The sequence below is a fragment of the Streptomyces griseofuscus genome, from assembly GCF_014673495.1.
Taxonomy (GTDB): Bacteria; Actinomycetota; Actinomycetes; order Streptomycetales; family Streptomycetaceae; genus Streptomyces; species Streptomyces murinus.
On the sequence record NZ_CP051006.1, the window covers coordinates 7,339,606 to 7,352,315 of the forward strand.

Consider the following 12,710-nt stretch of genomic DNA (forward strand, 5'->3'; position numbering starts at 1 on the left):
GGTGGTCAGCCGGACGGCCCGCGCCGGGTGCGCAGTGCCAGGACCAGGCAGACCGTGGTCGCGGCGATGACGAGTGAGGCGAGCAGCCGTGCCCATGAGGTACCCACCACCGGCGCCCGGGCGGCGAGCAGGACCAGCGCGGTCGCGGCGGCGGCGGCCAGTGCGGGTGTCGCCGGCGGACGGCCGGGCGGCGCGGTGACACCGACGGTCCACGCGTCGGTGACGAGCAGATAGGCGAGCAGCAGCGCGGCGACGCAGACGACCAGCCAGAAGGGGGGATCGGTGGCCGCCGCGATCGTGATCGCCGCGGCCGGCAGCACGGTCGTCCTGCGGCGGGCCGCGACGGCGCGTCGGCGCATGGAGGTCAGGACCGGGCGCGCGTCGACCATCGGGGCGGCCCACCACGCGGCCCCCACGGCCCCCAGGACCAGCATCTTGACCAGCCACGACGCGTGCAGGGCGGCCGGCGGATCGCAGGCCGCGACGACCAGTGCCGTACCGAGCAGGCGATCGGTGAGCCGGGAGGTGAGACGCGCGACGAGCAGCGCGGCACGGCTGTCGGCCGGGCGCGGATCCGGCCGGGCGGCGGCCCGGGCGTCGGCGGCGGTCATCGGGTCCCCCCGTGGATGCGGGTGCGCAGCAGCGGCGCGAGCGCGAGGTCCAGGCTCTCACCGGGCCGGTGGGCGACGACCGCGATGCCGCGTTCCACCAACGCGAAGCGCATGGCGTCGCGGTCGGCCCGCCACAGCCGCAGCGCGAGTTCGCCCTCGGTGTCGCCGGCTTCCAGGGCCGGCTCGCCGGTCGGGATCTCGACCACGACCATCGAATTGGCGCGGCCGCGCACCTGGTGCAGGATGTCGAAGATCCGCTGATCGGTCAGCGGCGTGATGACGTACACCAGCGCTCCTTGCGGCAACGCGGGCGGCGGGAGCAGACCGATCCCCTCCGTGCGGTACGCGGCGTCCTTGCGGACGTCCAGCACACTCTCGACGATGCGGTAGAAGTACCCCTGGCCGCCGCCCGGTTGCAGCCAGCGGGTCGTGCCGCCGACCGATACGACGCCGACCCGGTCGTGGGCGCGCAGATAGGCGCGGACCAGCCCCGCGGCGGCCCGGAAGGTCTCGTCGAGCGAGGACGCGCCGCTGACCGGATCGACCACGTCGGCGAGCACGTCCAGCAGCACCACGGTGTCGGCGGTGCGCTCCGCGGCGAACTGGTGGACCTGGAGGGTGCCGCGCCGGGTGGTGGCCGGCCAGTGGATCCGCCGCTGTCGTTCGCCACGCGCATACGGGTGCACGCCGGTGACCTCGATGCCCTCGCCGCGCTGCGCGGCGGTGTGCTCGCCGAGCCGCTGCGGCAGCCGGACCGGGATGGGGGTGAGACCGGCGTGCCCGGGCAGCGGGAAGACGGCGATCTCACCGAGTCCGACCCGCACGGTGCGCCGGGCCAGCCCACCGCGGTCGTAGACGTCGACATCGACCGTGCCGAGCGTCCAGCGGCCCCAGCGCCGCACGGTCAGCACGAGATCGACATGGCGCGGCCCGACCGCCAGACGGTCGAGCCGGACCCCGTGGCCGAGGGTGATGCCGGGGTCCAGACGGCCGGTCTCACCGTCGCAGGCCACCGCGATCCGCACCGTCACCCGCTCGCCCTCGAAGCACCGCCGCGGCTGCACCTCGGCCTCGGCCGTCACGCTCTCCGGACGCGGCCCGCTCGGCAGGGCGAGGGCGAGCACCACCAGGGGCGCGGCGGCGAGCGCGAGTACCCAGGGGCGTCCGGTGACCAGTGCGGCGGCCAGCGCGACGACCGCCAACGTGCCCAGCCGCAGCGCGCGTTCACCGGCACGCCAGCCGGGCGGGGGCGGTGGCGGAGGCTCGGCGGTCATGTCCGGGCGGTCGGCCAGGGCCCGTCGGACGGCGGCGGCGGCCGCTCCGCCGGTCGGCACCGGTTCCGTCATGACACGGCCGGGGTGCGCGGCAGGGTCCCCGGGGCGGGTACGGACTGCACGATCTCCCGGATCACGTCGTCGCCGTCGATCTGCCGGACCCACAGTTCCGGCTTGAGGGTGACACGGTGCGCGAGGGCCGGTACCGCCACGGACTTGACGTCCTCCGGGGTCGCGTAGTCCCGCAGGTCCAGGACGGCACGGGCGCGGGCCAGCTGCACCAGGGCGAGACCGCCGCGTGGCGAGGCACCGACCTGGATGTGCGGGTGGTCCCGGGTGGCGCCGACCAGCGCGACGACGTACTCCAGCAGGTCGTCGTCCACCTCGACGCGTTCGACGGCGGCCCGCATCGCCAGCACCTCGCCCGGCCCGCTGAGCCGGCGCACCACTGCCTCGGGCGCCGCCCGGTCGATCCGCGCGCGCAGCATCCCGGTCTCCTGGGCCGCCGTCAGATAACCCATCCGTACCCGCAGCAGAAACCGGTCGAGCTGTGCCTCGGGCAGGGTGTACGTGCCCTCGTACTCGATGGGGTTTGCCGTGGCGACGACCACGAAGGGATCCGGCAGCGGCCGGGTGCTCCCGTCGATGGACACCTGGGACTCGGCCATCGCCTCCAGCAGCGCGGCCTGGGTCTTGGGCGGAGTGCGGTTGATCTCGTCGGCGAGCAGCAGATGGGTGAAGACCGGGCCGGGCCGGAAGACCATGTCGGCGCTTCGCTGGTCGTAGAACGGAGCGCCGGTGACATCGGAGGGCAGCAGGTCGGGGGTGAACTGGATCCGTCGGAAGTCCAGGCCGAGAGCGGTGGCGAAGGAGCGGGCCAGCAGCGTCTTGCCGAGCCCGGGCAGGTCCTCGATCAGGACGTGACCGCCGGCGAGGACACCGAGCATCACCAGCGCCAGGGACTCCGGCTTGCCGACCACGGCGGTGCCGATCTCGTCGAGCACGGCCGCGGCCGCCTCACCCGCCCGCCGCGGCGTCAGGGTGTCGTGGTCCGGGATGGGCTGCGTGCTGGTCACGGTCGGATCCTCACGGGACTTGGACTTGGGCTTGGACGGAAAGGGGGGCGGAGGTGGAGGCGGTAGCGGAGACGGGGCTGTCACGGGGACGGGTGCGGGTGCGCGGGTCGCGGGGTTCGGCCCCGGGGCCGCGGGTCACAGGGCTTCCAGCCGGTCGAGCAGGGCCCGCAGGACGGGCTCCGGGAGAGTGGGCCGCGGAGCGGACGCCCGGGGGTCGATCCACGGCCACAGCTCGGCGCCGACCAGGGCCCGGGCCCGCCGCGGGTCGCGGTGCATCACCACGCCGTGCCGCTCGGCCAGCCGGGCGGCGAACAGCCGCTGCAACTGCGGCCTCATGACGGTTCGCAGATGCGCCTCGCTGTCGTCCGCGAAGGTCTTGGCCACGATGCGCCGCCACCCGCCGAGCGCCGGGGCGTGGCTGCCGAGCAGGCGCACCCGCTCGCGGTGGTCGCTGTCCTGGGCGCCGCCGCCCGCGGCATAGCGCACCAGGACCAGCGCGACCGCGGTGACGAGGGCGAAGCCGGTGGCGGCCGCGGCGGCACCGTCGGCCAGGGCGAGCAGTACCTCGGCTCCGACCGCGACAGTGCCCAGGACGACGAGCGAGTGCCGTACCGATCCGGGCGTCCAGGCCGCGGAGTTGACGAAGTTCTGTATCCGCGCGGGCACCTTCACGAGGCACCCGCCACGGATTCGGGCCCGGACGCCCGTGAGCGCAGACCGTCGGCGATCTCGGCCAGGGCCGCCGCGGCGCGGTCGCGGTGGCCGTCGTCCATCGGGTGCGTGGAGTAACGAGCCTCGCGGAACAAGGAGGTGAGCTCGACGACGGCCGCCCGCGCGGGCAGCCCGCTCGCGACAGCCCGCTCCAGCAGGTCCTGCGGGCTGTCCGAGGCGCGCCGGGCCACGCCGGAGGCGGCGAGCGACTCCTCCATGGTCGCGTAGCAGGCGATGACGGTCGCGCGGGCGTCGGTTCCGTCCAGCAGGGCACGGCGCCCGGAGTCCACGGCCCGGGTCAGCTGTTCGTGCTCGTCGCCGACCGTCGCGTAGGTCGCCGGCGCGTCGAGCACCGGCGGCCGGGTCAGATACCGCCACAGGTACAGCCCCGCGATCACGACGACTACGACGCACAGGGCGATGCCGAGACCGAGCAGGATGGGTGTCAGCCCGAGGCGCAGGCCGTGGTCGGCGTGCTCGGCGGCCGGCAGATCGGGTACCGGATCCTGCCCCGGGCTGGGAAACGCGGTCGGCCCGTCGCCGCTCCCGTGCTCGGCCTCATGGCCGCCGCCGAACGAACCGAACCGGTGCAGGGCCAGGACGAGCAGCGGTACGGCCAGGGTCGCGGCCGGCAGTACACGGCTCACGACGTCGACCAGCCGCTGTTCCACCGGGTCGAGCCCCCGAACGGCGCGGACCTGCTCCCGGTACTTCTCGCGCAGCGCCAGGCCACCGAGGAACGCCAGCAGGACGAGACCGATCACGAGCACGGGATTGCCACCGAGCGGCCCGCGCCCCTTGGCCGACAGGCCCGTGCCGGGACGCAACAGCAGCGCTCCCAGCGCCACTCCGCCCACCACCAACACCGCCGCCGCGACCTGCGCCGCGCCGATCGTCCCGTGCCGCCGCTGTCGCCCCGTACGCTCCCGCCCCACCGCCCACACCCCTCCCGTGTGATCGGCAGCTTTGCATACTGGTTGACGGCGTGTCAGCAGGGGGACCGGTGGGGCGGCCTGGACAGAACCCCCGGTGCACCGCAGCTCTCCCCTCTCCTACTGCCCCTTCCCCTTCCTGGAGACGAACCCGGCGTGGGCGAGGGCGAGCAGGGTGACGGCGGTCAGCAGGATGGGTGTCGTCGTGACGTGGCCGAGGAGCGTGAGGACGTACGGGGTGAACATGCCGAGGTACGCCACCGCCCAGAACCAGGCCGTCCAGCGGGCGAGTCGGTGGGGCGGGGCGAGAGCCGCGGTCCGGGTGAGGCCGTATGTGAGGGCCAGTCCGTAGCCCGCGCCGAGGACGATCGCGGCGAGGAGGGCGAGGGGCTCGTTCTCCGAAGCGTCGGCGACGACGGCGATCGCGGTGCCGGCCGCCACGGTCAGGAGGCCCGCGGTGGGCGTGGAGGGGGCTCGCCGCGCGGTGAGCAGACCGGCGCCGGGGACGAGGGCCGTCGCGACGCCCGTGAGGAGCAGACCGCTGTGCAGCGTGCCCGGCAGCGTGACGAAGCCGATGGTGGGGGCCGCGAAGACCCAGGGCGCCAGGGGCAGGACCGTGCGCCGGAAGCGGTGGCCGGTGTCTTCGCGGGCGACGTCGGAGCCATGGACCGCGACCCCGCCGCCCGTCTCCGGCGCGGCCAGCGCGAGCCACCCCGCCACCGCGCCGATGACGACGTGCGGGACGTACGCCGTGACCATCGGCCAGGGCGCCCACCGCGCGATGAACGCCGCCGCGAGGCCGCCCGTCGCGAAGCCCGCGGAGACGAACAGGCCGGGGCGGCGCGGCGAGCCGGAGAGTTCCTTGATCCAGGCGCTGCCCGCGGCCAGCAGCGCACCCGCGCCGACCCCGGTCAGAAAGCGGCCGGGCAGCAGCAACCAGGTACCGCCCCACGCGCCGCCCGCCATGAGGAGCACGGTGGACAGGACGTTGACCGCGAGGGCCGCGAGCGCCACCGGGCGTCGTCCCCTGCGGTCCGCGAGCGGTCCCGCGAGCAGCAGCGCGGGTATCAGACCGACGACATACACGGCGAACAGGCCGGTCACCGTGGACTCGGTGAGGCCGAGGTGGCTTCGATAGGCGCCGAGCAGGGCCGAGAACTGGTTGGCGCTCCAGCCGGAGGCCAGCATGATCCAGGCGGCGCGGGCCCCGGTGGCGGAGGGAACAGCGGTGACGGGCGCGGTGGCCGGAGCCGTGACAGGAGGTGCGGTCATCCCCCCTTCGTACCGGCCCGGCTGTTCGGCGCGCGCCGTACCTTCACGATTCGTGAACGGCCCGCGCCGGGCGCCAGGAGTCCCGTCTACCCTGGGCGTATGGCGCTTGACCTGCGGCTGCTGTCGTCGTTCCTGGCGGTCGTCGAGGAGGGACACTTCGGACGGGCCGCGGCACGGCTCTTCCTGTCGCCGCCCGCCGTCACCCAGCACATCCGCCGCCTGGAGAGCCAGGTCGGCGCGCGACTTCTGGACCGCTCCGGTTCCCCCGTCGTGCCGACGGCCGCCGGAGTGCGGTTCGCCGGACACGCGCGCGCCCTCCTCGACGCCGCGAACGCCGCGCTCGACGACCTGGCGGACGTCGCCCAGGAGACCGACGGCGGGCGGCCACTGCGGGTGGGGATCATGGGGCACGGTTCGGCGGAGCTGACACCCGCGGCCATCAACGCCTACCGGCGGGCCCGGCCCGAGGTGCGGGTGGAGATCCGGCAGTTGGACTTCACGGAGCATGTGACCGCGCTGGTGGAGGACCGGGTGGACGTGGCCTTCGTACGGCCGTCCCCCAAGGACGAGCGGCTCGTCGCGGATGTCCTCACCACCGAGCAGCGGATCGTCGTCGTGCACGAACGGTCGCCGCTGGCCGACGCCCGGACGTCCGGGATCGAGGTCGCGGACCTCACCGAACTGCCACTGTTCCGGGTCCCGGGACACACCCCGCACTCCTTCACGGACTACCTGTACTTCGGCGACCGAGCCCAGCGCCGCAGCTCCGAGTACGCCGTCACCCCGCAGGAGGTCCTGACCGGTGTCGTCACCGGCCGGTCCGCGGGCTCCGGACTGCGCTCCTTCGCGCGGTACTACGCCTGGCCGGGCGCCGTCTTCATACCCGTCCTCGACGCCCCGTGGGAGAGCAGCTATCTCGCGGTGCGGGCCGGTGACGACAACCCGGAGGTACGGATCTTCCGCGCGCTCGCGGTGGCCCTCGCGAAGGACATGGGACCCGGCATCAACGCTCTGTAGCGCGCCCCGCGTCGAGGCGGCAGGGCGCACTTCGCCGCCACCGTGCTACGGCGCGGTGGCCAGGTGCGGGGAGCGGAGCACGAGAAGGGTGATCTCGCTGGGGGCGAAGACACGGAACGGCGGGCCCCAGAAGCCGGTGCCGCGGCTGGTGTAGAGGAGGGTGCGGGCGCCGTGGTGGCTGAGTCCGGCGAGGGCGGGCTGGTCGATGCCGACCAGGTGGTGGAAGGGCCAGATCTGACCGCCGTGCGTGTGCCCGGAGAGCTGGAGGTCGACTCCGGCGGCTGCCGCCCGGTCCACGAACTTGGGCTGGTGCGCCAGAAGCAGGACCGGCAGATCGGGGTCGGCGCCGTCCAGGGCTCCGGTGAGATGGGCGCGGTGTCCCGCCAGGCCGGAGGACTCGGCGGTGACGTCGTCCACACCCGCGACCACGAGGGTGTCGCCGCCGCGTTCGAGCAGCAGATGGCGGTTGCGCAGCGGCTCCCAGCCCAGCTCGTCCATGAGATCGACCCAACCCTGGGCCTCGCTGTAGTACTCGTGGTTGCCGGTGACGTACACACGGGCCCTGGTGGCCCGCACGCTACCGAGCGGGACAGCCTGTGCGCGGCGGCGTTCGGCGGTGCCGTCCGCGATGTCGCCGGTGTGGCAGACCAGATCGGCTTCCAGCGTGTTCACGGTTTCGCACACCCGCGCCGACCAACGGGCGCGATCGAGGGGGCCGTAGTGGGTGTCGGTGATGAGGGCGACGCGAAGGCCGTCCAACCCGGCTCCCAGCCGCGGGAGTCGCACGTCGAGCCGACGCACGCGCGGCACACGGCGGGCCTCGGCGTACCCCCAGACGAGCAGGACGGCGGTGACACCGAGGACGGCCCACGTAACGATGCGGGCCCTGTCCTGGCTCCCCCCGACCCCGGCCACGGTCAGCGCGAGCCGCAACAGCACGCCGAGCAGAACGGACCAGGTGAACAGGATCCAGCTGGCGCCCAGCAGGGTGTCACCGATGATCGCCGCCCGGTCCTGCTGGCGCCGGCCGTGGCCACGCGTCATCGCGAGCGGCATACCGACGAGGCCGAGGACGAACAGGACGGTGCCGACCACCGTGACGGGCAACGGCCAGTGCTGCCCGGCGTGCAGGAGTACCCAGCAGGGCACGGCCCACAGCAGTACGGGGGCGACCAGGGGTATAAAACGCATCAGGCGGCGCAGTCGGCTCGGCCCCGGCGCCTGCGCCTCGCTGTCGGCGGATCGGGTGCTGCTGGTCTCGGTCACGCTTCCCCTCTCTGACCGGGTGCCGTCTCGCGCACTGTATCCGGTCACCCTCGGGACCCTGCCCGGCGTTCCTGGGCGCGGCCATGGAGCGAGGGGGCGGTACTGCCCGGGCTCGGCACTGCCACCGGCGGAGAGCGCGCCGGAGCGAGGGCCTGGGCCGATGACGGTGGCTGTGCCTCCGCTGGTTTTGGAGCAATGGTGCGGGTCGTGCCAGCGAACGTCGGTCAGGGTGTGCCCGGCGGAGCTGTCGATGGCGACGCGCGCACCGTCAGCGGCCGTTCAGGAGCGGGCTGGTCATCAATGCATCTTCCTTGATCAGGATTTACACCGATCGTTTTACATTCCCAGATCACGCGGCAGTGCGGGGCACGGGCCTTCACCTCCCGTGCAGTCTTGAGCGCCTCCTCGAACTGCGGGCGGACGCGGATGCGGGTGCTGATCTTCGCGCTGAAGATTTTGTCCCGAGCTGAGTAGTTGCGGTACAGGAGATCCCGGCGAGACTGATCTTGCCGGGGTTCGCCTACTCCGCGGGGCGCTTCGAGCCGGCGGGGGACGGTGTCGGCGCGCAACTCCCGTAGGTCGGGTATGTGCCGGCGGGGCGTGGGCCACCGCCTTGGCCGCTCCTGGTGAAACGGGACGGCGGCGAGCCGAAGACGCGGGCGAAGGCGACGGTGAAAGCGGCTGGGGAGGCGTAACCGAGGCGGCCGGAGACCTCGGTGACGGACGCGGTGCGCAACAGCGGGACCGCCGCGAGCAGGCGGCCACGGGCCCGCCAGACGGCGGGGCTGACGCCTGTCTCCGCGCGGAAGCGCCGGGTGAAGGCCCGTTCGCTCTGGGCCGTCCGCCTCGCCCAGACCGCGTTGGTGATGGAGACGTCCGGTGCGGCCAGGTACTCCCGGCACAGTTCCGCCAGGTCGGTGGAGGGCGGAAGCGCGACGTGGAAGGGGAGCGGGGTGCGCGCGGCGATCTCGTGCAGCAGGAGCGCGGCGATGCACCCCTCCCGCCCCGACAGGCTGTAGTCGGCCTCGAACTCGGTTGCACTCAGCAGGAGTTCACGCAGCAGTGGTGGCACGTCCACGACCGTGCAGGTGGCGGGCCACCAGGGAACGGTGCCCGGCTCGATGTAAAGGCTCCGGGTGCTCACCCCCAGCATCCGGACCCGGTGCTGGGTGGCGGCAGGAATCAGGACGGCACGCTCGGGCGGGACGGTCCAGGTGCCCGCAACGGTGTCGACGACCATGACCCCGGTTGCGCCGTAGAGGAACTGTGCGCGGCGGTGCTCGTGCCAGTCCAGCAGGTGGCCCGGCGGGTAGTCGGTGCCGATCGGCAGGACGTCCCGTTTCACGTGGTCGACTGCGTCCAAAAAGACGTTCCTCACCTCACCACCGTACTGGCTGAGACACGAAGGAACAGTGCCGATCTTCGCATGCGAGAAGGGCGACGGCCCTGGTGGGATGGTCCCGTGGACGTTGTGATGTTGATCGGGATCGGACTCCTCACCGGGGTGACGACGGTGTTGTTCGGGTTCGGCGGCGGGTTCGCCGCGGTCCCGGTAGTGGTGTGGGCGGACGCCGCGCTCGGCGCGGACGCAATACGGGTGGCGACGGCCACCTCGGCCCTGGTCATGGTGGTGAACGCGGCGTTCGCGACCGCCGTCACACCCCGGCAGGTACTCGGCGCCCTCCGCGGCAGCACCGGGCTGCTTCTCCCGCTGGCGGCCGGCGCCTCGGTCGGTGCGCTCGCCACCCGCCTCGCCCCACCGGCGCTGGTCCTCTGGTTGTTCGTCGCGTACGTGGCCATCACCATCGTCGACCTTCTGCTCCGGCCCGGCTTCCTGCGCCCCCGCACACACGTCGGGGAGCCGGCGGGCGGGCCGCGTCCGCTGCCGGCTGTTCTCGGCGCACCCATCGGCGCGGTCGCGGCCTTCCTCGGCGTAGGAGGCAGCGTCATGACCGTCCCCGCGATGCGGCGCGCCGGGCACACGATGCACGTGGCGAGCGCGCTGGCCAACCCGCTCACCTTGGCCATTGCGCTCCCGGCCACCGCCGTCTCGCTCAGCTGCGCCGGGCTCCCGACCTCCGCTGATGCACACGTTCGCCTGGTGGGCCTCGTCGACCCCGGTGCCGCCGCAGCCCTGCTCGTCGGTGCCCTGCCGGTCATCGGAGTGCTGCGCCGGCGCCCACCGCGCATCCCCGACCAGATCTACGCCTGGGCGTACGTCGGGCTGCTCACCGTGGTGGTGGCGGCGATGTTGCTGTCGGACCTCGCACGGTGACGGCGAAGTGGCCGGCGCCGCGCTGCCATGGCGCCGCCAATGAGTGACGGGAGGATTGCGTCTGCCTCAGCCTGAACAGCCGTCGGCCAGAGGCGTTCGCTACCACCCGCATGTCGGACGGCACCTCGGTGACGACGTGTTCGATGTTCACAAGGCACGACAGCACCCATGTCAGTCCGTGTGGTTGCCGGAAGGCGGAGCTCAAGAGCTCGGGCTGGGCGAGTCCGCCGCACATGAGGCGGGGCGATCGTCCCGGCGCCAGAGGGCCGCGACGCCACCGGCCGTTCCCGTCGTCAGCGGGCGGTGCGCCGGCGTCGAAGACGCGCCAGCCTCGGTAGGACGGCGAGCAGCAGCAGGCTGTAGTACTGCAGGACGGGCACGGCTAGTACTGCAACGGTGCTTGTTGTGACTGATGGCCAGGTCGGTCGTTGGTGTGGTTATGGGTGGGGGCCTTGCTGATGTCAGGTCGTGGGCGGGTGAACTGGAGGCTGTGCATGAGCGGTTCGTGCACCGTTTCAGCAGGTCGGAGCCCCGGGAATCGGCACTTGCCTATATGCGGGGCCTGATCGCACCCCTGCAGCGGAAGAACGGCTGGACCCTGGCGGAGGAAGCTGGCCACGCAGGCCCGGACCGCCTCCATCGGATGCTGAACCGGATCGAGTGGGACGCCGATGAGGTGCTCGACGACGTGCGCCGGTATGTGGTCGACAACCTCGGCGATCCCAGCGCCGTCCTGGTCGTGGACGACACGGGCTTCCTGAAGAAGGGAACGCGGTCGGCCGGGGTGCAGCGGCAGTACTCCGGCACCGCCGGGCGGACGGAGAACTGCCAGGTCGGCGTGTTCCTCGCCTATGCAACCGACCGCGGGCGGACACTGATCGACAGGCGTCTGTATCTGCCCGCCTCCTGGACCGACGACCGCGAAAGGTGCCGCCGGGCCGGTATCGACGACGAGGTCGGCTTCGCGACCAAGGTGGCCATGGCCAAGGCGATGGTCCGCCGGGCCATCACGGACAAGATCCCGTTCCGGTGGGTGACCGCGGATGCCGCCTACGGCTTCTCCAAGGGCTGGCGGTCCGAGCTGGAGAGGGCGGACGTCTTCCACGTCATGGCCACCACCCGGCACGACACCGTGGTCACCCGCTGGGTGATCGACCATCCCGTCCACGACCTGTTCAACGGCCTGCCGCGGCAGAAATGGAAGCGGCGTTCCTGCGGCAACGGGGCTCACGGCCTGCGGATCTACGACTGGGCACGCGTCGAGGTGCGGCCCTGGCACCGGCCCGACCGCCGGCACTGGGTGATCGCCCGCCGCAGCGTCGCCCGCCCGCAGGAGGTCTCCTACTACATCGCCTACTGCCCCGCCGAGACCACACTTGACGACCTGATCCGCATCGCCGGCAGCCGATGGGCCATCGAGGAATGCTTCCAGAGCGCGAAGCAGGAATGCGGCCTGGACGACTACCAGGTCCGCCGCTACCCCGGCTGGCACCGCCACATGACCCTGGCCATGGCCGCCCACGCCTGCCTGACCGTCCTACGAGCCCGGGAACTCGACGCTGCGAAAGCAGAAACGGATCCTCCGAGCTCATCCACCTCAGCCTCGCCGAGATCAGACGGCTGATCACCCGCCTTACCCACCACCAGCCCATGACCGTCGAACACATCCTGCACTGGTCGACCTGGCGCCGGCGGCCACAACACCAGGCCCGCACCAGCCACTACAAGCGACGCGGACACGGCCCCTGACCGACCACCCATCACAACAAGCACCGTTGCAGTACTAGCCGGGGCGCAGTCGGCGACGTCACGCACAGCCCGACGTGCTGCGCGGCGGTGGGTCACTGTGAGCGCCGGACCGAGCCTCGGAGCTGCTTGGACCAGCCATGGGCCGGTTGAAGCGGATTGCCTCGTCTCCGAGTGCGCGAAAATCTATGTCAGCCAGAGTAGACATTGGGCTGTGGTGTAGTTACGATTTCTCTCGTAGTCGAGATCGAGCGAGGCCTGGCAGACATGAACTGCCGGTCGGTAGTGCAGCAGTTGCAGTTCGCAGGACGGTGCGGTGGTGGAGTTCCGAAGCCAGAGCGGTTGCAGGATGGCGACGGGACTGACGACCGGACCGGGTAGCCCGCAGTGATCAGGGGCCGCCATGAGCAGTACCGCAGTGGCAGTACCCGTAAGTGAGTAGTTGATCAAGAGGGAAGAACGGAGGGGCCGAACGCCATCAGGATCGCCCGGGCGGAATTCTTGGCCCCGGGTACCGCAGGACATCGATA

11 protein-coding genes are annotated in these 12,710 nt (G+C 72.3%); 3 read left to right on the plus strand and 8 right to left on the minus strand.

All coding sequences use genetic code 11. The features are described from left to right. Positions 1-5: 5 nt before the first annotated feature. From HEP81_RS33325 to HEP81_RS33350, 6 genes are all read right to left on the minus strand, one after another. Positions 6-611, minus strand: a complete 606-nt coding sequence (locus HEP81_RS33325) for a hypothetical protein (protein ID WP_037661002.1) — start codon at positions 609-611, stop codon at positions 6-8. Beyond that, positions 608-1,957, minus strand: a complete 1,350-nt coding sequence (locus HEP81_RS33330) for a DUF58 domain-containing protein (protein WP_037661004.1) — start codon at positions 1,955-1,957, stop codon at positions 608-610. Before HEP81_RS33330 ends, HEP81_RS33325 begins: the two co-directional genes overlap by 4 nt. Further along, positions 1,954-2,961 (minus strand): AAA family ATPase, encoded by a 1,008-nt coding sequence (locus tag HEP81_RS33335; protein WP_198422749.1) that lies wholly within the window; start codon positions 2,959-2,961, stop codon positions 1,954-1,956. Before HEP81_RS33335 ends, HEP81_RS33330 begins: the two co-directional genes overlap by 4 nt. Positions 2,962-3,096: 135 nt before the next feature. Next, positions 3,097-3,627, minus strand: coding sequence for a hypothetical protein (locus HEP81_RS33340; RefSeq protein WP_243279665.1), 531 nt, complete (start codon positions 3,625-3,627; stop codon positions 3,097-3,099). A 2-nt stretch (positions 3,628-3,629) separates the two neighbouring features. Then, the gene (locus HEP81_RS33345; RefSeq protein ID WP_243279667.1) at positions 3,630-4,607 is read right to left on the minus strand and encodes a DUF4129 domain-containing protein; all 978 of its coding nucleotides are present in this window, start codon (positions 4,605-4,607) and stop codon (positions 3,630-3,632) included. 117 nt (positions 4,608-4,724) lie between these two features. Next, positions 4,725-5,876 carry an MFS transporter gene (locus HEP81_RS33350; protein WP_106980023.1) on the minus strand — a complete coding sequence of 384 codons (1,152 nt, stop codon included), beginning with the start codon at positions 5,874-5,876 and terminating at the stop codon, positions 4,725-4,727. 99 nt (positions 5,877-5,975) lie between these two features. Between HEP81_RS33350 and HEP81_RS33355 the strand changes: the two genes are divergently transcribed. Beyond that, positions 5,976-6,893: a LysR family transcriptional regulator gene (locus HEP81_RS33355; protein ID WP_037661007.1), complete on the plus strand. Its 918-nt coding sequence runs from the start codon at positions 5,976-5,978 to the stop codon at positions 6,891-6,893. 45 nt (positions 6,894-6,938) lie between these two features. Here HEP81_RS33355 and HEP81_RS33360 read toward each other — a convergent pair whose 3' ends face one another. Both HEP81_RS33360 and HEP81_RS33365 read right to left on the minus strand, forming a co-directional pair. Then, positions 6,939-8,159, minus strand: a complete 1,221-nt coding sequence (locus tag HEP81_RS33360) for a metallophosphoesterase (RefSeq protein WP_037661010.1) — start codon at positions 8,157-8,159, stop codon at positions 6,939-6,941. A 520-nt stretch (positions 8,160-8,679) separates the two neighbouring features. Beyond that, positions 8,680-9,537 (minus strand): AraC family transcriptional regulator, encoded by an 858-nt coding sequence (locus HEP81_RS33365; protein ID WP_078967609.1) that lies wholly within the window; start codon positions 9,535-9,537, stop codon positions 8,680-8,682. 84 nt (positions 9,538-9,621) lie between these two features. Here HEP81_RS33365 and HEP81_RS33370 point away from each other — a divergent pair, with 84 nt between their 5' ends. Next, positions 9,622-10,434, plus strand: coding sequence for a sulfite exporter TauE/SafE family protein (locus tag HEP81_RS33370; RefSeq protein ID WP_172637023.1), 813 nt, complete (start codon positions 9,622-9,624; stop codon positions 10,432-10,434). Between the two features lie 439 nt (positions 10,435-10,873). Continuing rightward, positions 10,874-12,058, plus strand: a complete 1,185-nt coding sequence (locus HEP81_RS33375) for an IS701 family transposase (RefSeq protein WP_037664760.1) — start codon at positions 10,874-10,876, stop codon at positions 12,056-12,058. Positions 12,059-12,710: the final 652 nt, after the last annotated feature.

Coding starts and splice junctions, on each gene's coding strand:
- HEP81_RS33375 (WP_037664760.1), top strand. CDS start 10,874: ATGGGTGGGGGCCTTGCTGATGTCAGGTCGTGGGCGGGTGAACTGGAG.
- HEP81_RS33355 (WP_037661007.1), top strand. CDS start 5,976: ATGGCGCTTGACCTGCGGCTGCTGTCGTCGTTCCTGGCGGTCGTCGAG.
- HEP81_RS33350 (WP_106980023.1), bottom strand. CDS start 5,876: ATGACCGCACCTCCTGTCACGGCTCCGGCCACCGCGCCCGTCACCGCT.
- HEP81_RS33325 (WP_037661002.1), bottom strand. CDS start 611: ATGACCGCCGCCGACGCCCGGGCCGCCGCCCGGCCGGATCCGCGCCCG.
- HEP81_RS33330 (WP_037661004.1), bottom strand. CDS start 1,957: ATGACGGAACCGGTGCCGACCGGCGGAGCGGCCGCCGCCGCCGTCCGA.